The 22,165-nt window shown below is 58.3% G+C and carries 17 protein-coding genes; 8 read left to right on the plus strand and 9 right to left on the minus strand.

Annotation, left to right across the window (positions count from 1 at the left end; genetic code table 11):
* Positions 1 to 8: 8 nt before the first annotated feature.
* The 6 genes from CBW22_RS17170 to CBW22_RS17195 are packed head-to-tail and all read right to left on the minus strand — an operon-like array spanning position 9 to position 5,701.
* Positions 9 to 1,178, minus strand: a complete 1,170-nt coding sequence (locus tag CBW22_RS17170; RefSeq protein ID WP_088517287.1) for a M24 family metallopeptidase — start codon at positions 1,176 to 1,178, stop codon at positions 9 to 11.
* Positions 1,162 to 2,265 (minus strand): mandelate racemase/muconate lactonizing enzyme family protein, encoded by a 1,104-nt coding sequence (locus CBW22_RS17175; RefSeq protein WP_088517288.1) that lies wholly within the window; start codon positions 2,263 to 2,265, stop codon positions 1,162 to 1,164. The genes CBW22_RS17170 and CBW22_RS17175 overlap by 17 nt, the downstream gene beginning before the upstream one ends.
* Positions 2,262 to 3,437 carry a M20 family metallopeptidase gene (locus CBW22_RS17180; RefSeq protein ID WP_088517289.1) on the minus strand — a complete coding sequence of 392 codons (1,176 nt, stop codon included), beginning with the start codon at positions 3,435 to 3,437 and terminating at the stop codon, positions 2,262 to 2,264. The genes CBW22_RS17175 and CBW22_RS17180 overlap by 4 nt, the downstream gene beginning before the upstream one ends.
* A 13-nt stretch (positions 3,438 to 3,450) precedes the next feature.
* Positions 3,451 to 4,197 (minus strand): amino acid ABC transporter ATP-binding protein, encoded by a 747-nt coding sequence (locus tag CBW22_RS17185; protein WP_088517290.1) that lies wholly within the window; start codon positions 4,195 to 4,197, stop codon positions 3,451 to 3,453.
* Entirely contained in the window at positions 4,194 to 4,928 is a 735-nt protein-coding gene (locus tag CBW22_RS17190) for an amino acid ABC transporter permease (protein ID WP_088517291.1), read from the minus strand. Before CBW22_RS17190 ends, CBW22_RS17185 begins: the two co-directional genes overlap by 4 nt.
* A gap of 20 nt (positions 4,929 to 4,948) precedes the next feature.
* Positions 4,949 to 5,701 (minus strand): ABC transporter substrate-binding protein, encoded by a 753-nt coding sequence (locus tag CBW22_RS17195; RefSeq protein WP_369974301.1) that lies wholly within the window; start codon positions 5,699 to 5,701, stop codon positions 4,949 to 4,951.
* 250 nt (positions 5,702 to 5,951) lie between these two features.
* On the opposite strand from CBW22_RS17195, the gene CBW22_RS17200 reads away from it, so the two are divergent.
* Positions 5,952 to 6,848 (plus strand): GntR family transcriptional regulator, encoded by an 897-nt coding sequence (locus CBW22_RS17200; protein WP_088517292.1) that lies wholly within the window; start codon positions 5,952 to 5,954, stop codon positions 6,846 to 6,848.
* A gap of 52 nt (positions 6,849 to 6,900) precedes the next feature.
* A complete protein-coding gene (locus CBW22_RS17205) occupies positions 6,901 to 7,686 on the plus strand; it encodes an SDR family oxidoreductase (RefSeq protein ID WP_088517293.1) in 786 nt (261 codons plus the stop codon).
* A 115-nt stretch (positions 7,687 to 7,801) separates the two neighbouring features.
* Here CBW22_RS17205 and CBW22_RS17210 read toward each other — a convergent pair whose 3' ends face one another.
* Together CBW22_RS17210 and CBW22_RS17215 are read right to left on the minus strand one after the other, a co-directional pair.
* Positions 7,802 to 8,983, minus strand: coding sequence for a helix-turn-helix domain-containing protein (locus CBW22_RS17210; RefSeq protein ID WP_254919530.1), 1,182 nt, complete (start codon positions 8,981 to 8,983; stop codon positions 7,802 to 7,804).
* A gap of 24 nt (positions 8,984 to 9,007) precedes the next feature.
* Positions 9,008 to 9,679 (minus strand): hypothetical protein, encoded by a 672-nt coding sequence (locus tag CBW22_RS17215; protein WP_088517295.1) that lies wholly within the window; start codon positions 9,677 to 9,679, stop codon positions 9,008 to 9,010.
* A gap of 232 nt (positions 9,680 to 9,911) precedes the next feature.
* Between CBW22_RS17215 and CBW22_RS17220 the strand changes: the two genes are divergently transcribed.
* The 6 genes from CBW22_RS17220 to CBW22_RS17245 are packed head-to-tail and all read left to right on the plus strand — an operon-like array spanning position 9,912 to position 15,918.
* Complete coding sequence (locus CBW22_RS17220) at positions 9,912 to 10,622, plus strand: FadR/GntR family transcriptional regulator (protein ID WP_021509083.1); 711 nt, start codon at positions 9,912 to 9,914, stop codon at positions 10,620 to 10,622.
* The gene (locus CBW22_RS17225) at positions 10,609 to 11,775 is read left to right on the plus strand and encodes a PLP-dependent transferase (protein ID WP_088517296.1); all 1,167 of its coding nucleotides are present in this window, start codon (positions 10,609 to 10,611) and stop codon (positions 11,773 to 11,775) included. Before CBW22_RS17220 ends, CBW22_RS17225 begins: the two co-directional genes overlap by 14 nt.
* A gap of 21 nt (positions 11,776 to 11,796) precedes the next feature.
* On the plus strand, positions 11,797 to 13,068 hold the full coding sequence (locus CBW22_RS17230) for an ABC transporter substrate-binding protein (protein ID WP_088517297.1): 1,272 nt from the start codon (positions 11,797 to 11,799) through the stop codon (positions 13,066 to 13,068).
* 24 nt (positions 13,069 to 13,092) lie between these two features.
* Positions 13,093 to 14,013, plus strand: a complete 921-nt coding sequence (locus CBW22_RS17235; protein ID WP_058759118.1) for a carbohydrate ABC transporter permease — start codon at positions 13,093 to 13,095, stop codon at positions 14,011 to 14,013.
* Between the two features lie 9 nt (positions 14,014 to 14,022).
* Positions 14,023 to 14,847 (plus strand): carbohydrate ABC transporter permease, encoded by an 825-nt coding sequence (locus CBW22_RS17240; protein WP_021509079.1) that lies wholly within the window; start codon positions 14,023 to 14,025, stop codon positions 14,845 to 14,847.
* A gap of 3 nt (positions 14,848 to 14,850) precedes the next feature.
* A complete protein-coding gene (locus CBW22_RS17245; protein ID WP_088517298.1) occupies positions 14,851 to 15,918 on the plus strand; it encodes an ABC transporter ATP-binding protein in 1,068 nt (355 codons plus the stop codon).
* Between the two features lie 16 nt (positions 15,919 to 15,934).
* Here the strand turns inward: CBW22_RS17245 and CBW22_RS17250 are convergent, their stop codons facing one another.
* Entirely contained in the window at positions 15,935 to 21,907 is a 5,973-nt protein-coding gene (locus tag CBW22_RS17250; RefSeq protein WP_088517299.1) for an autotransporter outer membrane beta-barrel domain-containing protein, read from the minus strand.
* Positions 21,908 to 22,165: the final 258 nt, after the last annotated feature.

The following is a 22,165-nucleotide window of genomic DNA, read 5'->3' on the forward strand; positions in this document are numbered from 1 at the left end:
GGGTTTCCTTATAAGCAGGTTAATGGGCGAGCCAGCGAACCGAGCTGGCGATAGCCGGTTTCCGTCACCACCACGGTTTCGCTAACGCCAACCGTAAACTCGCCGTAGATGCGCAGCGCCGGGGGAATATGGAAGGTCATGCCTGGCTGCAGTTCGGTGTTGACGCCACTGTACAGGCTGAGAATGCCGCCCTCGCCCCAGTCCGGCGCGAACGAGACACCGATGGAGTAGCCGGTGCGTTTTTTAAAGTTGTCGGTGAAGCCCGCGCGATCGATCACCTGCTGGCAGGCTATGTGCGGTGCGGCACAGGTTGCGCCCGGCCGAATGGCATCCAGTGCCGCCTGGAGCGCCTCCTGACACACTTTCTCCATTTCCAGCGCAATAGCAGGGGGCCGCCCCAGCCATGCCGAGCGCATCAGCGCGGCGTGATAGCGATCGTGCGCGGCAGCCATCTCCAGAAAGACCGGCTCATTATCCTGCAACACGCGACGACGCCAGGTACCGTGAGGCACACCGCTGCGTGGGCCACTGGAAACCAGCGGCTCCATCCCGACATATTCGGATCCGGCCGCAACGGCGGCTCCCATCATGGCCGCGACCAGCGCATTTTCATCCGCCCCGGCGCGCACCGCGGCCATACCGGCCTGCATGCCGGCGTCAACATAGCGCGCCGCCTGAGCGATCTTTTCCACTTCCGCCGTCGATTTCACTGCGCGCAGCGGCTCAATCACCCCGGCAGTATCGGCGAGGCTGCCGATACGACTTTGTAACGCCTCATACACGGCTACCGGCAAAAACCAGCCGCGTTTGTCCAGCCCGACACGCTTAGTAAGCCAGCCGCGCTGCTGCAGCAGGGCAACGAGAAAATCAACCGGGTTATCGCCATCCTGATAGATGGCGGCATCTGAGATAAAAGTGTTGGCGATAAAGTTAAAGTATTCGAGCTGGCGGATAACAAACACCGGATCCCCTTCTGTTGGCAGCACCAGCGCCTGAAAGGTGTAATAGCCCGGTGTTTGCTGACCGGTTAACCAGAAGATATTTTCTGGTCCGGTCACAATCATCACATCAACGCCGGCCGCATTGAGACGTTCGCGGGTGCGCTGGATGCGTTGTGCGTACTCCTGTGCGCTAAAAGCAGATTCACTGCCCTGGATAACATTATTCAGCTGTTGCATAACCAGACTCCTGAAGAAAAGTGGCGCGCGCGGCATCAAATTGCACGCCCAGGCCGGGTAAATCATTGATGACGGCAGCGCCCTGCTGATAATGCAGGCCGCTCACCGCATCGTTTATCAGGCCATCGGCACCGTACAGTTCTGCGAAACGTGGCTGCACGGCGCGACACACCTGCAGCGCCGCCGCTGTTGCCGCATGGCCTTCGTTCATCTGACCTATCATGAAAGGGATGCTGGCCGCCTGCAGGCGCTGTGCCGCTGCGAGCGTCGGCGCAATGCCGCCCAGCTTGACCAGCTTGAGGTGGCCACACAGCGCGCCGTTCGCCGCCATCAGTCGATCGATGGCTGCCGGGCTATTCAGGCTCTCGTCCAGCATGATCGGCACGCCATAACCGCTCAGTTCCGCCAGTGCGGCATCGTTAGCCGGTGCCAGCGGCTGTTCGACATAGCTGAGATTCAGCGCCTGCAGCGCCGGAAAAGCGGCGTGCGCCTGCGCCAGTGACCACTGACCGTTGACATCAATCGCCAGCGTGATGGCCTCACCAAAGCGGGCGCGCAGGGCGCGCAACCGCGCCAGATCGGTCGCCACATCCGCCACGCCGGTACGCAATTTGAGCTGGGTAAAGCCACGTGCAACGTACTGTTCAGCCTGCGTCAGCATTTGCGCTTCACTGCCCCAGAACAGCGTCTGGTTGGTCGGATAGCCGGGGCTGGCCGCAGCGGCACCGAGCCAGTGCGCAAGGCTCACGCCGGCCTGCTGCGCCAGTAAATCATGCAGCGCCATGTCGAACAGCATGCGCGCCGGCGCCAGCAGTCCCGCCCCATCCGCATGCACACGCTCCAGCATCGCCTGCGGCGCCAGTGCCCAGTTCCAGCCTGCCAGGGCGCGGGTGATGTTTTCCAGCACCCGATCGGCGCTGTAGCCGTGCAGGTACTGAATGTTGAGCCGCACCTCGCCAGTGCCGCAGCGCGTACCATCGTCCAGCCGCAGCCACAGCGTATCCAGCGCGCTGATTGCGCCCGAGGACGCGGTGTGCAGCGTGACTGCGTCATAGCGCAGCTGGCCGCGCCAAAGCGTTGCTTTCACGTTGCGGACTCCTGCGGCAGCATCGCCAGTGCCACGTCGAGGTAGATGGCTGCGGCAGCAATAAATTCTTCGACAGGCACGAACTCATCTGGCTTGTGAGCCACCGCCAGGCTGCCGGGTCCGATCACTACGCCTTTCGCCCCGAGCGAACGAAAATGCACTAAATCGCATCCCCCCTGAAAACCAAACGGGCCCGGTTCCGCCTGCCCGTGGCGACGACAGGCGGCGAGGCTGTTCTGCACAATCGCTTCGTTACTGTCGGTCTCGGTGGCCCCGCCCGTGGTGGCCTGCCAGGCGATGATGTCCGCTTCCACGCCGGCAGTGGCTTTCGCGTGGTCAAGCAGCAGCTGCAGTTCGGCCTTCACTGCCTGCTCGTCCTCACCGGGCACCATGCGGCGGTCGAGGAGCAGCTCGCAGCTGTCCGGCACCACGTTATCAGCGTGCCCCCCGTGGATGCGCGTCACCGTCAGGCTGGCATTGCCCACCAGCGCGTGGCAGCGACAGCGCACCTGCTGCTGATGCGACTGCTCAATCAGGCCCAGTAATCTGGCGGACTGATAGATGGCGTTTATCCCCAGCTCGGGCGTGCCCGAGTGCGCCGTTACGCCCTTCACCCTGATGCGCGGTCGCAGGCTACCTTTATGGGCAGAAAACGTGGCGTTGCCGGTGGGTTCGCCGATCACCGCAAAATCGATAGCCGGCGGTGCCTGCCGGACATAAAACTTCGCGCCTTCACTGGCGACCTCTTCATCGGCGGTGAACACCCCCATCAGCGTACCGGACCAGCGGTGGCGACTGGCAGCCAGCAGGCGCAGCGCTTCCACCATCGCCACCAGCGGTCCTTTGGCATCGCAGGCACCACGACCGTACAGGCGTCCCTCGCGCTCGGTAAGGGTAAAGGGATCGCTACACCAGCCGCTGCCGGCAGGCACTGTATCCAGATGGGTATTAAAGGCGAAGCAGGGTCCGGCACCGTTGTGCAGAACCGCGATGACGTTGGTGCGCCCTGCCGCATATTCACTGAACGACAGGTCAAAACCGGCCTCGCGCAGCCAGCCTGCCACGCACTCTGCCGCTTCGCGCTCCTGACCGGGAGGATTTTCTGTATTGATGGCAACCAGCGTGGCGAGGTCGCGCTTCATGCGCACGCTGTCGACCGGGTGAATAGTCATTATGGCTCCGCTGTTAATGTAGGATTTGATCGAGAAAACGCTGGGCGCGTTCGCTAACCTGGCGGTTGAAGAAGTCGCTGGCGCTGGCGCGCTCCAGGATTTCGCCCTCTTCCATGAACAGAATCTGACTGGCGGCACGGCGCGCGAACCCCATTTCATGGGTGACGACCATGCTGGTCATCCCTTCGGCGCTCAGTTCCGCCATCACATCAAGCACTTCGCGGATCATCTCCGGATCGAGCGCTGACGTGGGTTCGTCGTACAGCATCAGTTCCGGCTTCATCGCCAGTGCCCGGGCAATAGCCACGCGCTGCTGCTGACCGCCAGACAATTCGTCGGGGAAATGATCGGCCCGATCGTGAATACGCACCTTCGCCAGCAGCGTTTCTGCCTGTTTGCGTGCCGTGATGCGGTTGACGCCGAGTACCGTCATCGGTGCCAGCATGATGTTTTCCGCCGCCGTCAGATGGGAAAACAGCTCGTAGTTCTGAAACACCATGCCAATACGCTGGCGCAACTGGTGCGGCGGCACTTCTCCCCGGCTGATATTCTGGCGGGTGAAGAACACATCGCCGCTATCGGCGGGTGACAACAGATTGACGCAGCGCAGCAGCGTAGATTTGCCGGAACCGGAAGGCCCAATCAGCACCACCGTTTCCCCACGCTGAACGCTAAGCGAACAGTTCTTCAATACCGGCTGACGGCCAAAGCTCTTGTCGATGCCAATCAACTCCAGCAGCGGTGGTTTTGTCTCGTTCATGACAGATCTCCTGCGGTATCCGCCGCTTTGGTTAACCGATGGTGGCGCGCCCGGGCCTTTTGCCATTTTCCACGCCGCTGTTTCGGGTCGAGCGTGCGCTCCAGCCACGACTGAAACAGCATGAACAGCGAGGTCAGCAGCAGGTAATAGAGGCCCGCCGCGCAAAGCGCCTCGAAATAGCGGAAGCTGGCGCTGGCGGTCTGGTTCGCCACCAGCAACAACTCCTGCACCGCAATCACGGAGACCAGCGCGCTGGACTTCAGCATGCTGATCATCTGATTGCCCATAGGTGGCAGCACGATGCGCGCGGCCTGCGGCAAGACAATCTTGCGCATGATCTGGGCGTGGGTCATTCCCAGCGCCATACCGGCGGTGCGCTGGCCGCTTTTTACCGCCTGTAAGCCGGAACGTAATATCTCCGCCATGTAGGCGCCCTCATTAAGCGACAGCGCCAGCACGGCACAGGTAAACGCGGAGAAGCGCAGACCGAAACCAGGCAACACGTTGTAGACAAAGATGATCTGGAACAGCACCGGCGTACCGCGAAACAGCCAGAGATAAAAAAACGCCAGCCCTTTCGCGGCACGAAATGGCGCTTCCTGTAGCAGCGCCAGCACCAGTCCCAGCACTACGCCGCACAACAGCGAGCACAGAGTAATCAGCAGCGTCATCCACGCGCCCTGCAGAAATTCGCGGGAGAGGAAGTACTGCCACATTAAATCGATCGACATAGCTTTCTCCGGTCAGCGGATTAAAAAATGGCAACGGAGTCCGGGAAGTTCCATTTCTCAATCAGTTGCTTGTAAGTGCCGTCTTTCACCAGGTTTTGCAGTCCCTGTTCCAGTTGCGCTTTGGTGGCGCTGTCGCCTTTACGGACCGCAAAAGCGATGTGGGTATCGGCTTCAAATTCAGCGCCTGCCGCTTCAAACACGCCGGGCTTCTCACTAAACAACGCAACGGTACCCGGCGTTGAGAGGAACTCCGCATCGGCGCGCCCCTGCGCAACAGCCACTGCCGAGTCCGTTGCCGCCGGGAACGTCATGACATTGATCGCGGCTTTTTTGGCGGCGAGGCAGTTCTGGTTATCCACCCGCGCCTGGCTCTCTTCGATACCGCCAAGGGTGACCGCCACGTTTTTGCCGCACAACGACAGATCGCGCCCGGTGATGCCGGCCGGATTGCCTTTACGCACCACAACGCGACTGCCGATTTTGAGGTAAGGAACAAAATCCACCTGCGCCGCACGCGCCGGATTGACGTACATCGCTGAATTAATGATGTCGAGACGTTTGCCCTGCAGTGCCGGGATCAGCCCTTTGAACTCCATTGGCATGGCTGCGGGTTGCAGATTGAGCGTCTTACTCAGCGCGGTTATCAACTCGATATCAAAACCGGTGAGCTTGCCGTCTTTCACAAACTCGAACGGCATAAAGGTGGCTGCGGTGCCGTAGGTCAGTTTGCCTGGGGCAACGCGATCGCTTGCCGCCTGGCTGATGATGGGCATCAGGGCCAGCGTGGCAAGCGCAAGTAACCGACCGGTAGAGCGAAATGAATTGCTGATCATCTGTGTCTCCTGGTAAACGTTTAAATTGGTTTTTATGATTCATAAAATACAATCATGGTGATAAAAAAACGTCTTCTCCTGGTGCACTCTGCACGCTTATCGTGCATGCATTGCTTTATATCGCAGCATTTTCCTCAACATGTTATTGTACCTTTAGTCGACAGTAATACATTTCAGGAAATCCCGTTCTATGCAGCCTGACTCCTCCGCCAGCAGCCGTCGTATTGCACGTCAGCTACTTGACCTGATCTATGAAGCAAGATTCGATCCAGGTCAGCACTTACGTGAACAACCTCTGGCAGACGCGCTGGGCGTTTCCCGCACGCCGGTGCGGGCAGGACTTAAAGAATTGACCCGACTGGGCGCGGTGGAAGCGCGGCCCAATCAGGGATTTTTTCTGCTAAAAGGGGCAGATGAGTTACAGCAGCTGAACATTGAACCCCCGCAGAGCAGCGACCAGACGTTGTACGAGTTACTGGTACGCGATCGTATTGCCGGTGCCCTGCCCGAATCGTTCACCCAGACGGAAATCAGCCAGCGCTATGACGTTGATCGCGGCATTCTGACACGCACGCTGGTCAAGCTGTCGGAAGACGGATTAATCGCGCGCAATGCGGGACATGGCTGGCGTTTTCAGCAAACGCTTAACTCGGAAGTCGCGCTGCGCAACAGTTATGGATTTCGTCTGATGATTGAGCCAGCCGCCCTGCTCAGCCCGCAATTACGCGCGGATCGTGCCATGCTGAAGCGCCTGCGGGCACAGCATCTGCGATTGATTACCCATCCGGACCTCACGCAGGTATCGGCGCGCGACATTTTCGAGACGGATGCCGCTTTTCATGAATCGCTGGCCGAAGCCAGCGGCAATCTGTTTGTGCTGCAGGCGATTCAACAGCAAAACCGCCTGCGCCGCCTGCTGGAATTTGGCAGCTACCAAAACAAACGGCGCGTGAAAGAGTGGTGCGAAGAGCACGTGGCCATTATCGACGCGCTGCGTGAAAACCGACCGCAGCAGGCGGCCGAATTAATGAAAACGCATCTGCAATTCGCCTTCGATCAGGTACAGATGCGTAAACCGGGCGCATAACCGGCACTGTTTTTGCACATTACGATCCTGAAAATACAATCAGGAGGCAGTGATGGATTTGCAAATACAAGGGCGCGTGGCGCTGGTATGTGGTGCAGGCAGCGGTCTGGGTCAGGCGATAGCGCTGGCACTGGCGCAGGAGGGCGTGCGCGTGGCGGTCACCGGACGCGACAGCAGTAAGTTGCAGGCAACGGTGGAGCGCATTACCGCTGACGGCGGTGAGGCGCAGGCGTTCCAGCTCGATCTGGCGGCACCCGACACCTTTGACAGCGTGCTGGAGGCGATTCGCCAGCGCTGGGGCGCGGTGGATATTCTGGTGAATAATTCAGGTGGGCCGCCAACCGCGAAAGCCGCGGGCACCGCCAGCGAACTCTGGCGACAGCAGTTTGCGGTGATGGTGGACGCGCTGATTCAACTGAGCGATAAGGTGCTGCCGGCCATGCGCCAGCGCGGCTGGGGACGCATTATCACGTCCACCTCGTCGGGCGTGGTCACGCCTCTCCCTAATCTGGCGCTGTCCAATGCGCTGCGCATGAGCCTGCTGGGCTGGTCGAAAACGCTGGCAAACGAGGTAGCCGCGGATGGTGTAACGGTTAACGTCCTGGTGCCGGGACGCATTGATACTGAGCGCGTCAGTCAGCTTGATGCGCTGAAGGCGCAGCGCGAAAACAGTACCGCCGCTGCCGTCGCAGCCCAAAGCCGGCGCAGCATACCGATGGGCCGCTACGGCGCGCCACACGAATATGGTGCCACCGCCGCTTTTCTCGCCAGTGAGCCTGCCAGCTACATTACCGGCAGCGTGATCCGCGTCGACGGCGGCCTGATCGATGCCGTTTAGCCGCTGATCGCGGTTTTTGGATGATTGTCCGGCGAAGCAATGCCTCTGCTGGCAATCAAAATCCGCATGGCTGCATCGCGTGAAGTGATGCAGCCACTCGCGAACCAGTAATGCATTATTTCCTGGTAAACAGGCTGACTACATTATTGTCGGCTGACTGAGGGGAGCTGTTGTCGCGGGCTTTGAGTGTGGCTGGCAAATGCAAAATCTGCGTTTCCGCTAATTCATCTTTCGGCAGGGAAAACAGTTTTTCTACATCGTGGCGCGCCATTGCCAGTGAAGAGACAAAGCTCTGTTTGCTATACAGGCCTTCATCCAGCAAAAGCCTGAGACTTCTGGGCAGTAATCGCACAGCTTCAGGAACCCGCTGATCGTCAAGCGGTTCACCTTTACGCCAGCCGCGCGCTGAAATTTGCTTGTACAGGCGCTGATGCTCAACATCGCTAATCAAATTCAGCTCTTTAGCCCGAATAATCATGGCCTGTGCAGATATTCCCCAGCGCTGCTTCAGCGCGACGAAATTCTCCAGCGTGGGATTTGCCGGCAATTCCACCGCAAACGCTTCCTCCGGTAACATAAAGCATGCGGCGAACTTATGCGCCTGCGCTTCGATCGGCTTAAAATTAATACTGTCCAGTCGTTTGATAAACCGGTGTAACACTAAATGGCCAAGCTCATGAGCGGCATCAAAACGGCTGCGGTAATAGTTATTTTTATCCGACGCCAGAATCATGTAAGGCCGTTGCTCACGCTCGTTCCATTGCGAGTAGCCATCCATCACCGCACTGCCCTGTTCGAAGCGCGCACAAATCACACCGGCATTTTCAATGACCAGCAGCAGATCGTTCAGCGGTGCGAGACCCAGTCCCCAACGTTTGCGGCACTGACCAGCCATCACTTCAATCATTTGATCATCAATTTGATGGTGATCGGTAACATCAAGCCAGGGAATATTCACCGCCGGAAAATCAAGATCCTGCTGTAAATGCGCTGACGCTTCCTGCAGCCACTCCATATAACGTTCCGAAGCCGCGCACAGATCCTTTGCCGTGTTCGCCATGGTGCGGAAAAACACTGGATTATTAGTATGAACATGCAAGGGTTTAGTAAACCAGGCTATGGGACAATTCAGTACCAATGACAGGGCCAGCAGCGCGGCGGAATCAGGCGCATGGCTGCCATTCTCCCATTTAGTAATGGTCGAGGGGGAACGCTCAACCTGGCGCCCCAGATTGATCTTCGAAAACCCACGCGCCTCACGTACCTGGGTTAAACGTTTTGGCTCAAAACCCGCCACACCGACTCTCATTGTTGCACCACACTAACCTTCCTGCTGCTTTAAGCGTTTCTTCAACTGTGGAACTGCTAAATCAGGGATTTCATTCTGATTATCTGCTGTATTGTACAACGCGAGGACATCGCGTATTGACTGATTATAATGGTAGTTACGCAGATTGGTGAAAGGGACTGTTACCCGTAAATCCAACATACTTCCCTGCGGCTTAGTATGAGGAGGATTGACGTTAACAATCAGCACGCCTAACGTCTCTTCAGCCGTATGCACTCCGGCAATATCATAAAACATATCTGGCGTAACGCCTTCGAGCTCTCCGTTCAGTTCAGCAAGCAATGTGCGATGACGTGCCCGTTTAATCAGGTGCTCGTCGTGATTGAGTCCAATCCGGCTGATTTTGATTCCGCCCGATTCAACAAGGCAATAGTGTTCACCCTGGGGTTTAGTGACGGCATCGATGCAGATCAGGCCGCTGGCCTCAGCCGCTCTGCGAAACGCGGCATTCAGAAAATAGTGCCGTGCCTGAGGACGTAAGCGGATCTTTTCCGGATGCTTCAGTCTGCCTGCCGTCCCTTCTACCACCGCATGAGCGCTGGCATAACTCGCTTCCGATTCTTCCATGAGATTAAGCCAGAACTCACGCGCAAATGAGGTGGTGAGCAGTTTGTTGATGCTGTCAAAAATTCCGATACTATCCATCCCGGCACCTCGTTGCGTTAACCGGAAATAATGCTAATTTATTTTCGTTTTGAGCGCAACATTGTCTGCAGTACCGCCACACCACGGTGCACCCTGGCGGGTTTTGCACCAGCAGATCTCATAATCTGCGCTTATTACGGCGTCAAATTTCTCGCTAAATCAAAAGCTCATGATTCTGGCATGCGGGTTGCTATGTCTTTGGTAGAGATGTTGGACCAATTAAGGCAAAACGATGCATGACCCGGCTGAACTCCATCCCATTATTCCGACGCGCAGCGATACGCTGATTCTTGATGCGCTCACGCGCTACATGGCGCATGCCGGCGCGCAGCCGGGCAGTCGCCTGCCGCCGGAGCGCGAGCTGGCGGAGAAACTGGGCGTCAGCCGTAATACGGTGCGCGAGGCGCTCAAGCGCTGGGAAGCACTCGGCATCATTGTGCGCAAAAAAGGCAGCGGCACTTTTCTGCAGGCAGAAGTCGGTCTGCATGACAGCTTTCTCTCTCTGCGCTTTAAAAACGACTCCGCCAACATGCTTCATGCGCTGGAAGTGCGCCGCATCATTGAGTCCGAATCCTGCGTGCTGGCCGCGCAGCGCGCCAGCGCCGACGACCTGCTGGAAATCGAACGGCGGCTGGAAGAGATGGAGCGTGTGCACCTGGCTATCGGTTCCGCCGGGCCGGAGGATTGGGCTTTCCACACCAGCATCTACCGCGCCGCCGGCAATCCGCTGCTGTTGCAGATGCTTAACGGCGTCTACGACACGCTGCACGCTTTTTTCGAATCCCCGCCGGAGCAGGCGCTGTTTTCAGACTCGTTTCCCCTGCACCGTGAACTGTTTAACGCCATCCGCGCCCGCGACAGCCAGGCCGCGCGTGCCCTCTGCCACCAGATTCTTGATATCACCGAACGCGACATGAAGGACGTGATCCATGCCAAACGCTAAACCTACTGCGCAACAGACACTGCTGACCCACGACCAGCGTCACGAACAGGGCGCCGTAACGCCACCGATTTATCAGTCCTCGCTGTTTACCTTCAGCGATTACGACAGCATGATCGCCCGCTTTCGCGGTGAGAGCGACCAGCCGCTCTATTCCCGCGTTGATAATCCGACGGTCAAAGCGCTACAGGATAAAGTCGCCGCGCTGGAAGGCGGTGACGCCTGCCTCGCCTTTGCCAGCGGCATGGCCGCCATCAGTAACGCGATTTTGAGCGTGGTTCAGCCAGGCGCGAAAGTGGTCTGCGTTAATCATGTCTATCCCGATACTTACCGCTTTTTGCGCGGCTTTTGTCAGCGTTTCGGTATCACGACGCAGTTTGTTGATGGCGACGATGAAGCGGCGATAGCCGCCGCGCTGCCTGGCGCCAGCCTGCTCTATCTGGAAAGTCCCTCCAGCTGGGTGATGAGTGAACAGAACCTGCGGCAGCTGGCCACGCTGGCGCGCGATGCGGGCGTCGTCACGTTGATTGATAACAGCTGGGCTTCGCCCATATTCCAGCAGCCGCTGCTGTGTGGTATCGACATCGTGGTGCACTCCGCCTCGAAGTACATCAGCGGCCACAGCGATGTGGTGGCCGGCCTGGTGATTGCCAGCCACCAGCACATCAACAACATTGCCCGTCACATTAGTCCGTTCCTTGGCGGCAAACTGTCTGCGAACGAAGCGTCTTTGCTGATGCGTGGCCTGCGCACGCTGCCGCTGCGTATGAAGCAGCATCAGCACAGCGCCCTGCAGCTGGCGGAAAAGCTGCGCGACCATCCGCAGGTCAGCGCGGTTTGCCATCCCGGGCTCAATCCCCCTGAATGGTCCACGCTGCGCGGTTACAGCGGGCTGTTTTCCTTTGCCGTGACCGAACAGGTCGATATACCGCAATTCTGCAACGCCCTGCAACTGTTCCACATGGGCGTCAGCTGGGGAGGTTTCGAGAGCCTGGTGATGCCGGCGATTTCGGTCATTAATCAGGCCAGTGAATTTAATTCAGCCCAGGATTTTGGTGTCTCGCCGCGCCTGATCCGTATCTCTGTTGGCCTCGAAGAGACCGACGATCTTTGGACCGATCTGAATCAGGCACTTGCTGCCGCCACTCACCGTTAATCACGATCCGGAGAAACAGCCATGACAACACGTTTCGCCCTGAAAGCCCTGGTACTCGCCGTGGGTTTAGGCAGCGCCTTTTGCAGCCTCGCCGCCAAACTCACCGTGGTGGAAGTTATTACCAGCCCGCCACGTACCGCGCTTCTGCAAAAAATGCTCGACGAATACAAGACGCAGCATCCCGGTACCGAGATTGAGCTTATTTCGCTGCCGTGGGGTCAGGCATTTGAAAAACTGGGCACCATGTTACAGAGCGGACAGGTTCCGGATGTGGTGGAGATGCCCGATACCTGGCAAGGCTTATACGCCAGCAACAATATGCTGGAAGATCTTGAACCCCGCCTGAAAAGCTGGCCTGAAAGCGCCCAGCTGACGGACAAAACGCTGGCAATGGCGCGTGCCGCGAACGGCAAAGCCACCATGGTACCGTACGGTTTTTATCTGCGAGCGCTGTTCTGGAATAAAAAGCTGTTTAAGCAGGCAGGACTGAGTGAACCGCCAAAAACAATGGAAGAGTTTGCCAGCGACGCGAAGCGTATTAGTCAGTCAGGTAACGGTATCAGCGGCTACTGCATGCGCGGCGGTGTCGGGGGAACCAATGCGTGGATGATGTTTATGGCGGCGATGAACGGCTCGCCTGCCTTCTTTGATAAAGACGGCAACAGTACCTTAACCCAGCCGGGGGCGATAAAGGGGGCACAACTGCTGGTCGATTTGTATCAGCAAGGTGGCGCACCAAAAGACAGCGTGAACTGGGGCTTTAACGAGATTGTCTCGGGCTTCTATTCCGGCAAATGCGCCATGCTCGATCAGGATCCGGACGCGCTGATCGCGATTAAAAATAGCATGGCGGCTGAGGATTTTGCCGTGGCGCCCATGCCGGTCGGACCGTCCGGTAAAGCTTTCCCGACCATCGGCTATACCGGCTGGGCGATGTTCAAACAGGGTAAACAAAACGATGTCGCCTGGCCGCTAATTACCTTCCTCAGTAATAAAACCAACAACCTGGCGTGGGCGAAGTTTGTCGGCACGCTACCCATCTATAAAGGTGCGGAACAGGACCCGTTCTATCAGACGCCGCAGTTTGCCGGCTGGTTTAAGGAGCTGAACGATCCAAATTATGTGCCGCTCACCATGCCGACCCATCTCAAAGGCTGGGGCTATTTCAATTCGGTGATCGTGAAAGAGAGCAGCCAGGAGACGTTACTGGGCGAAAACGACACCAAAGATATGGTGCAGGACTGGGCCAGCTATCTGAGTAAAGAGCAAAAAGCCTGGCTCGCCAGCCAGTAATCCCGCGTAAACCGGAGCCCTGAAATGATGCCTGAAATCTCTCTTCCTGCCAGCCCGGCGCGTCGCCGCTGGCGCTGGACCCGGCTTGCTGAGCCATGGTGGTATCTGTCACCGGGCCTGTTGCTGATCGCCCTGTTCATCTTCGTGCCGATGGCGATCGGCATTTCTTACGCTTTTCAGAGCATGAACCTGCTCAATCCGCTGGAGAGCGGCTGGGTTGGCTGGGCGAACTTTGCGCAGATGCTCGACGATCGCCGCTTCTTTCGCGCGCTCGGCCATACCCTTAACTGGACGCTGAGTTCACTGCTGCTGCAGTTCTTTTTCGGCCTCGCGCTGGCGCTGCTGCTTAACCGCGAGTTTCGCTTTCGCCGCTGGGTGCAGGCGCTGGTGTTTTTACCGTGGGCGGTGCCGGCGTTTCTTTCCGGCCTGACCTGGTCCTGGCTGCTCAACCCGGTCGTGGGTCCGCTGCCACAATGGCTCAGCGACGTGGGCATTCTCAGCGAACCTTACAATATTCTTTCCGATCCGCAACTGGCGATGTGGGGGCCGGTGATTGCTAACGTCTGGTTTGGCATCCCGTTTTTTGCCATCACTTTACTGGCGGCACTGCAGTCGATTCCCAAAGATTTGTATGAAGCAGCAGCCATTGACGGTGCCAGCGGCTGGCAGCAGTTTCGCCGTGTCACCCTGCCGTTTCTCGCCCCGATGATCGCCATTACCGTGATGCTGCGTACCATCTGGATCGCTAACTTTGCCGATTTGATCGTAGTGATGACCGACGGCGGTCCGGCCGGTTCAACCTCGATTCTTTCCAGTTACATCTTCACCACCGCTTATCGCAAACTGGATTTTGGTTATGCCTCGGCGATGGCGGTGTGTCTGTTACTGCTGATGACCTGCTATGCGCTGGTATTGCTGCGCATCCGCCATCAGTTACTTAAGTAAGGAGTCCGCATGCGCCTGTTACCGTTGATCGGTCATCGTCTCAGCATCGCCGCCTATTTGCTGTTTGCGCTGTTTCCGTTGTACTGGATCATTAAAATTGCCGTCACGCCGGACAGGTTACTGTTCAGTCAGGGCGTGACGCTGTTACCTGGCGGTTTCACCCTGAGCCACTTTGCGAAGGTATTGACCGACAGTGATTTCCCCACGTTTTTTATTAACAGTCTCATTGTCTCCTGCAGCACTGCCGCGCTGACCACCTTGATTGCCGCGGCTGCCGGCTATGCCTTTTCCCGCTTTCAGTTTCGCGGCAAGATGGTGATGGCGGCCCTGCTGCTGTTTACGCAGATGTTTCCGCTGGTGATGATCATTGCGCCGATTTACCGGGTGATGGCCCCGCTGGGTCTGACGAATAGTCTGCTGGGGCTGATTCTGATTTACAGCGCCTTCAATGTCCCGTTCGCCACCTTCCTGATGCAGTCATTTTTTGATGCCATCCCGAAAGATCTCGAAGAGTCCGCCATGCTGGAAGGCTGCACCCGCTTTCAGGCGCTGTACCGCGTGCTGATGCCGCTGACGCTGCCCGGCATGGCAGCGACGCTCGGCTTTGTTTTCACCGCCGCGTGGAGTGAGTTGCTGTTCTCACTGATGTTAATCAACAAAAACGAAGTCATGACCTTTCCGGTCGGGCTGCTCAGTTTCGTCTCCAAATTCGCCGTGTCGTGGGGCGAAATGATGGCTGCCGCCGTGCTGGCGTTAATTCCAGCCTGTCTGTTCTTCGCTTTCATTCAACGCTACCTGGTTCAGGGACTCACCGCCGGTGCGGTTAAGGGGTAAATAATGGCTGAAATTACGCTGGCGCAAATTGAAAAGCGCTATGGCAACGTTGAGGTTCTGCGCGACATCAATCTGACCATTAAAGATGGTGAGTTCGTGGTGCTGGTCGGCCCGTCCGGCTGTGGTAAATCCACCCTGCTGCGCACCATTGCCGGTCTGGAGTTGGCAACGGGCGGCAATATTCATATCGGCAGTCAGCTGATGAACGAGGTGGCGCCGAAAGACCGCGATATTTCGATGGTGTTCCAGAGCTATGCGCTCTATCCGCATCTGACGGTCGCGCGCAATATGGGCTTCAGCCTTGAAATTCAGAAACGACCGCGTGCTGAGATTGAGGAGAAAGTCCGGCGAGCGGCGGAGATTCTCAGCCTGACACACCTGCTTGATCGCCGGCCAAAAGAGCTGTCGGGTGGACAACGTCAGCGTGTGGCGATGGGCCGCGCCATTGTGCGTCAGCCGCAGGTATTTCTGTTTGATGAGCCGCTTTCCAACCTCGATGCGCAACTGCGCGGCCAGATGCGCGTGGAGATCAAAAAGCTGCATCAGCAGATGAACAACACCATCGTTTATGTTACCCACGATCAGGTTGAGGCCATGACGCTGGCTGACCGCATCGTGGTGCTTAATCACGGCGTCATTCAGCAGGTGGGTACACCGCTGGAGCTGTACGACACACCGGCCAATAAATTTGTCGCCAGTTTTATCGGGTCACCGTCGATGAATTTTATCAACGGCGTGATGACTCCCAGCGGCGTGCGTATCAGCGACAGCGCTCAGTTGCCCCTGAATACGCACTGGGCAGCACAGGCCGCTGGCCGCGACGTCATTTACGGCATCCGTCCGGAAAACATCAGCCTGGCGCAGCCGGGTGAGCAGCATGCGCTGCCTCTTGAAGTGTCGCTGGTGGAACCGACAGGTTTGTCCGAACTGATTCACGGTTCACTGTTTGGCCACCCGCTGATGCTGTTTACCACCCAGCGTTCCGGCGCGCGCGCCGGTGATATTTTACCGGTCACGCTGGACAGCGAACGTGCGATGCTGTTCGACGCCGCATCACAGCGCCGCCTGTAATTGCACGTTTAAGCGTTCAAAACGACCAGCGCACCCCGGCATTGTAGCGCCAGCCTTTGACGCCGTTGCCGGATATCTCTTTGCGGTAATCCGCCTCGGCATACAGCGTCACGTTGTTGATGAGGGTCGCCGTGCCGCCGAGGCCGACGTCCCACATCTGGCCAAATTTGCCGCTGCTGAAGCTCTGGCTCAGGTCGCTGGTGCCGACCCTGACCTGCGCCGTACCGCCCCAGCCGCGATAGTAGTTAGCGCGCAGATACGGCGTGTACTGGTTCTGACTGCTGTCCTGCCAGCTGCGCGCCACGCGTGCGCCGAGCCGGCCTATGGTTTGATCGTAATCGTTATAAGAGACGCGCGCGCCGTCAGCATCGGTAAAACTGTCCATGTTCATACGCAGCCAGCTAACCTGTGCCTGCGGTTCCAGGCGCACATCACCCGCCAGCATCAGCGGATAGCCAGACTCGACTGACGCCGTCCAGCCGTGCCCTTTGGGTTTGGCGACCGCTTTCTGCCGCGCAATGTCGGTTTCGCCACGGTAGCCGCTCCAGCTCAGCGAACCATCTACATACCAGCCACTGCTGCGCAGCCAGGTGCCATAAAGTGACAACGTATCGCTATCAAAGCTGGTGGAGCTGTAACCGTCAGTGGCATGCGGGCGAATGCGCGTGTTGCCGCGCGTATAGGCGATGCCGCCGCGTACGCTATCTTCAGCGCCATCGGCGCGCAGCAAATTGCCGCCGAGCTGTACGGCGCTGTAGTTGAGGTCAAAGTCATAACCCCAGGCGTCCAGGCCGCGATTGCTTTGATACTGCAAATCCGACCCGAGGTAGCGGATAAACATCTCTGCGTTGTCTGCCGGCTGCTGGCGCAGTTCGCCGAGACGCTTATGCAGATCGTCAGTGACTGCCAGCGAGTAGTACGCCAGCCCGACCGGTGCCGAGATCCAGGACGGCACCTGCGGCGTAACCGCCGGACGCACCGCCTTAACCGCACTGCCCGCCTGCGGCTGGCACAGCGAGCCATCGCTGCAGATGAAATTGTTCGCCAGACGATAGTCCCATACGTTGCCGCCTGCGCTGCTGCCCGGTGCAAAGCTGTACAGACCATACTGCCACGGCCCGGCTGCCACATAGCCATTGCTCAGCCTGAAACTGTCGGCGCTGGCGCTGCCGGTCACCTGCACCAGCGAGACGCCTTCGCTGGCCGCAATGATATTGTCGCGATTGCTGTCCAGCAGCCCGCCGCCCTGCAGCCGGTCATCCACCCAGGTGGTGCCGCTGGCGTTACCGTTAACAAGCAGCACGTCGCTGTGGGTGGCTGTCGAATTAAGTTTCAGACGGCCCTGCGCGGAGGCCAGACTACCGTCAATGGTCAGGGTATTTGCCGCCACATTGCCACCGTTGGTCAGGTCGAACGTGCCGGCATTATTCACCACCAGCGAATCATTGCTGGCCCCCTGCAGCCGCGCGTTGACGCCATCGCCGGCGAACAGCGTGGATCCGGCATCGATATTGATGGTGCTGTGCGCCAGTTTAATGTTGTCGCTCAGCGTCCACTGCGTATCGATGAAGTTCAGCGTGCTCCAGCCCGCGCCGAGGTTGGTGCCTTTGGTGAGATCGTCCTGCCGGAACGAACCGCCGCGTGCATTGAGCTGGCTGAGGTTCAGCGTGCTATCCGCGCCGCCGCTGGTGATATGACGGGTCTGGTTCAGGCTGATAGTCTGCACCGTCGCCTGATTCGCACTGCCGTCGCCCATACTCAGGCCGCCATCCAGCGTACCGCCCGTGACCAGCAGCGTATCGCTGCCGTTGCCGGTGTTCACTTCGCCTGTGACGTTGCCCGCCAGCAGTGCCACCACATCACGGGTCGCGCCGCCCGCCACTACCACCTGATCGGCGTACGGCGCATCCAGCGTGCCCTGGTTAATAAACACCGTCTCACCGCCGCGCAAATCAATGAGCGGTGCGACGCGGCTTTGTGAACGGATGGTGCCCTGGTTGATCACCTGGCTGGCGCTGCGGGTGACAATCGCCGAACCGCCATCGGCATCGCGGATATCAATCAGGCCCTGAGCGATCACCCGTCCACGGGTGTTGGCACGCACGCCGGTGCCGCTGCCGTTGACTTCAATGCGGTAGTCGCGCCCAATCACTAAATCGTTGCCCGTGGTCGATCCATCTGCGTTTTCGAAACGATAGCCGGTACCGCCTGCGCCGACGTGAATCTGCGCGCTACCCGCCGGATCGAACGAGGTGGCAGAGCGAATGCCGGTGCCACCGTTAGCCTCGAAGCGCACATTACTCAGCGAAATATCACTGATGCCGGCGCGATTGTTCAGCGCAGTACCGCTGCCGTAAGCGCCGATGATGATGTCGTTGGCTTCAAAGCGCTGCGCACCGCTGTCGAGCAGCAAACCATCGGCTTTGCCGTAAGCCGCCAGCGTGCTGGCCCCCTGCCCGTCGCCGTAAATTTTCATCGCGCCGCCGGAGCCCACGCGCAGCGCGGCGGTGCCGTCATTCACGCGTAAGGTGCTGTCGACCGGTACATACTGGCCATAACCGCTGCTGACATCCACGCCGGTGCCGCTGGCGACGCTAACCGTGCCGCGGTTGATAAAGTTACCGCCATCGTGCACCCGGGCCCCGGTACTGTTGCGGCCACGTAAATCCACTACGCCCTGCTGCTGATTAAACAGGCGCGCGTCGCCGCTGACATCAAACGCCGTGGCGTTGCGCCCGGTGCCGGTGATGAGCGAGGCGGCGTAGACCTCGGTGCCATCGCCTGTCGCCTGCGCGCCGAGGGTGTTTTTGCCGTTCAGCGCGATTAGGCTGGTAATGATCCCCTGCGCGCGATCGCTGGCGCGCAGCACGGTGGCACCCTTACCGGTGACCTGATAAACATCGGTGCTGGATACCAGCGCATCCGTCCCGCTGACCACGATGCCGGTGCTGTCCCTGCCGCTCAGCGTGACGTTGCCAAAGCCCTGGTTGTACAGCCACGCGCCGTTGCGGATTTCATACAGCGTCGAGTTACGACTGCTGACATCAATCGGGCTGCCGTTGACGATCAGGCGTGAGCCGGGATCAAAAACCTGATAGCCGATCTGCTGCGCATCGTGGAACACCACACGGCTGTTCGCGCCCAGCGTAATACGACCGCCGGCAAAGGCTTTCGCGCCGACCACGTTATCGCCGTACAGATTAATCGTGCCGTTCTGGTTAATCCGCCCCAGCTGGTGATACGAGACCGCACCGAAGGTGGTGGTTTGCTGGGTGCTATGACCGCTGTAGAGATTAAGCGTGCCGCTATTGTTAATCTCCGTCAGGGTTTTGCCGTCGCCGGCGCCTGGATAACCATCGGCGAACAGCGCCCGGCCGTTACGCAAAATGTTGATATCGCCGCGGTTGTCGACCGTGGCGCCATACTGCGCGTAGATACCCGTTACGCCTTCACCCCGCAGGGAGATCGCGCCGCGATTCACCAGCCGCGCATGATTCATCACGGTAAACGGCTGCTGGTTATTGGCGCGGCCGTCTATCGCCGCCTGATTGATCAGTAAAGTGTTCGGGTCGAACTGCGTATTAGGGTTAACAACGTTACCCTGCAGCGTATAGCGATTACCGTCAGCGATGGCGACGCGGGCATCAGACCCGTTGAGGTGAATACGCGTTGCGGCATCAATGGTGGCGCGGGCGCCATCAGTGATAGTCAGCCCGCTGGCAAAGCTGGCGATGTTCAGCGTCGCGCCGTGGGTATCAATGTTGGTGCCCGCGCCGCTGCCGTACACACCGGTCGCAAACGGGCTGTTCATCGACAAAGTCAGGCCGCGCCCGTCAAAATCCGCTCCCTGCTCGACGCGAAAAATCGTGCCGTTCCACACGGAGGCGCTGTAGCGACCGTTGGCCGGCAGATTAATGCGCGCATCCGGACCGATACGGTAGAAACTGATCTGTCCGCTATCCAGCATGCTGTCGCTGCCGCTGGAGGTGGGAATGGCGCGGGCGCTAACGTTGACCGTTGCCTGGCCTTCAGCACGAATCCCGATGCCCGCTTTGCCGCTGAGCCGGATTGGGCCGGTGATATCGGCACTGGCGTGACCGCCCGGTTCGCCAGTTACCCACACCGCCGTATTGTTGGTGCCGCCAAAGCGGTCGGCGTCACCCGCCACGTTGATCGCGCCGCTGGAGAAGGCGTGCGCCTGGTTGCCCGCCGTGGCGATCACTTTCAGGCCAGTGCTGTTATAGCCATTCAGATTGAGGGTGCCGCGATTGCCCACCTGGCCGCCGCTGCCGGAATCCATCGCCAGCATGGCGATATTTTCGCGCGGTAGCGCCTGCGCCATACCGTTGATGTCGATAACGCCGTTATTCAGTGACACCGCGTTGGGCCCGGCCTCAATGCGCATGCCAACGGCGTTCTCGACTTTTGAGCCGATAACAATACGGCCATCATTGATGGCACGCGAGTCGAGCAGGCCGGAAATGGCGCTGATGCCACCGCCGAGGCTGACTGCGACATCCTGCGTGACATCGCCCTTGTGATTTTGCGGTGTGCGGCCGAGGTAAATCGTGCCATCGCGCGCGTTGACGAAGCTACCCTCGCCGCTGAAACTCACCGCCGCTGCTGAGGAGCCGTTCGCCACATCGTGAATGCCGATGTTAATATTGCCGTGATTGACCGCACTGCTGCTGCCGAGGAATAAGCCGGCGGTGCCCCACGGCGCATCGCCAATATGCACATTGAGCACGCCATTGTTACGGAACTCGCTGTCATAAATCGCCGACACCGCTGTGCCTGCGTAGCCGAGGGAATCCTCCGCCACGCCCCGTCCATTGGCGGCATTGAAAAAACCGCTGTTGATCACACCATTATTGATACCGCGCGCGCCGCTGATCAGCTCCAGCGCGCCCGCTTCGGATGAGAGCGCGTTACTGGTCGCCAGTTTTCCAGCGATAATCGCCGTTGCACCGTTGCTGGCGCGCATCACGGCGCTGGCGCTGTTGGCCACTTCCAGCGTTTTGCCGCGATTGATTTTCACACTGGCTTTCGCGCCATCGGCACTCAGCACCACCTGATCGCCCAGTGCGGCAGCCACTTCATCATCGTAATTGCCGGTGCTCATGCGGTAGACCACACGACCGTCGCGCAGGCTGAACGCCTGGTTCAGCGCGGCGTTATAACTTTCCGGGCTCAGGTTACCGCCGCTAATCTGGTCAATCAGCCAGTCGTTATAGTTACGCAATTCATTGAGATTACTGACGTAGTACGCGTTGCTGCTGCCATCCCTGAGCGTGACATCAAACAGACCGGCGTAGGTCACTACGCCTCCGGCATCAAATGCCAGCCGATCGCCACCGTACGGCGGCGTGGCGGCGGTAAAGCGGATGCGGTTATTGCTGTCCCAGTTAATATGGCCGTTATTACTGCTGGCAAATAACTGACTCTGTTTGGCCGCCATTGACCAGCGATTGGTGCTGGCGTTAGCGGCTGCGCCTTGCTGACCAATATTGATATTTAACCGGCCATTAGTGACTGTCGCCACGCGCGCATCAATATATTGCTTATCGTTTACATCATAATAATCTGGCACTACCGTAGCGCCATTAATTTCCGCCGGCGCAATCATTTCCGCACTGTTATAAACCTGATAGACACGATAACTGCCTGTTTCTTCATCCGGAATACCAATAGCGTAATTTTGTGCGCCGAGTTGCAGGCGGGGCTCGCCGATTAAATTGTCATTAATAATACGCCCAACCTTTTGTAGTTCACCCAGCGTGACGCTGCTCATGCCACTTTCTCCAGCGGTAAAGCGCGGCACGCCGCTCAGCGTCTGGGTGGAACCATTACATAAGCAATAAGCGCCAACTTTATTGTCGTTGCGCTCGGGAGTGAAGGGTTTTAATACCACCGCCGATACCGGTGTGGCAGGCAGCATTAAGCCCTGCGCAGCAAGCAGGCTCAGTAACAAGGGATTTAATTTAAACACACTATTTTCCTCACCAGAGAAAAGACAAATGCCGCACAGCGAATGCGCAGTGCGGGGAAATAGCGAAGCGAAATATATTGTCGTAATAGCTTACGGCTGGAAATCCGTTGAAATGAGTATTACCGCGATCAGGTTAAAACGTCCAGTTTGACTTAAGGAATTGTGATGACGGCGATAAGCTTTAGGAATTGCGCTAACGGCCTGAGATAATTATCTGGAACTAAAAATGCGGAAAATGGCAAAAATCAGATGGCGGGG

Source organism: Pantoea sp. VS1, assembly GCF_002207995.1.
Classification (GTDB): Bacteria; Pseudomonadota; Gammaproteobacteria; order Enterobacterales; family Enterobacteriaceae; genus Pantoea; species Pantoea dispersa.

What these genes read in the sequence shown, in the direction of transcription:
- CBW22_RS17205 (WP_088517293.1), top strand. Translation starts at nt 6,901, where the DNA reads ATGGATTTGCAAATACAAGGGCGCGTGGCGCTGGTATGTGGTGCAGGC.
- CBW22_RS17245 (WP_088517298.1), top strand. Translation starts at nt 14,851, where the DNA reads ATGGCTGAAATTACGCTGGCGCAAATTGAAAAGCGCTATGGCAACGTT.
- CBW22_RS17170 (WP_088517287.1), bottom strand. Translation starts at nt 1,178, where the DNA reads ATGCAACAGCTGAATAATGTTATCCAGGGCAGTGAATCTGCTTTTAGC.
- CBW22_RS17180 (WP_088517289.1), bottom strand. Translation starts at nt 3,437, where the DNA reads ATGACTATTCACCCGGTCGACAGCGTGCGCATGAAGCGCGACCTCGCC.
- CBW22_RS17225 (WP_088517296.1), top strand. Translation starts at nt 10,609, where the DNA reads ATGCCAAACGCTAAACCTACTGCGCAACAGACACTGCTGACCCACGAC.
- CBW22_RS17190 (WP_088517291.1), bottom strand. Translation starts at nt 4,928, where the DNA reads ATGTCGATCGATTTAATGTGGCAGTACTTCCTCTCCCGCGAATTTCTG.
- CBW22_RS17220 (WP_021509083.1), top strand. Translation starts at nt 9,912, where the DNA reads ATGCATGACCCGGCTGAACTCCATCCCATTATTCCGACGCGCAGCGAT.
- CBW22_RS17200 (WP_088517292.1), top strand. Translation starts at nt 5,952, where the DNA reads ATGCAGCCTGACTCCTCCGCCAGCAGCCGTCGTATTGCACGTCAGCTA.
- CBW22_RS17215 (WP_088517295.1), bottom strand. Translation starts at nt 9,679, where the DNA reads ATGGATAGTATCGGAATTTTTGACAGCATCAACAAACTGCTCACCACC.
- CBW22_RS17230 (WP_088517297.1), top strand. Translation starts at nt 11,797, where the DNA reads ATGACAACACGTTTCGCCCTGAAAGCCCTGGTACTCGCCGTGGGTTTA.
- CBW22_RS17235 (WP_058759118.1), top strand. Translation starts at nt 13,093, where the DNA reads ATGATGCCTGAAATCTCTCTTCCTGCCAGCCCGGCGCGTCGCCGCTGG.
- CBW22_RS17185 (WP_088517290.1), bottom strand. Translation starts at nt 4,197, where the DNA reads ATGAACGAGACAAAACCACCGCTGCTGGAGTTGATTGGCATCGACAAG.
- CBW22_RS17195 (WP_369974301.1), bottom strand. Translation starts at nt 5,701, where the DNA reads ATGCCCATCATCAGCCAGGCGGCAAGCGATCGCGTTGCCCCAGGCAAA.
- CBW22_RS17240 (WP_021509079.1), top strand. Translation starts at nt 14,023, where the DNA reads ATGCGCCTGTTACCGTTGATCGGTCATCGTCTCAGCATCGCCGCCTAT.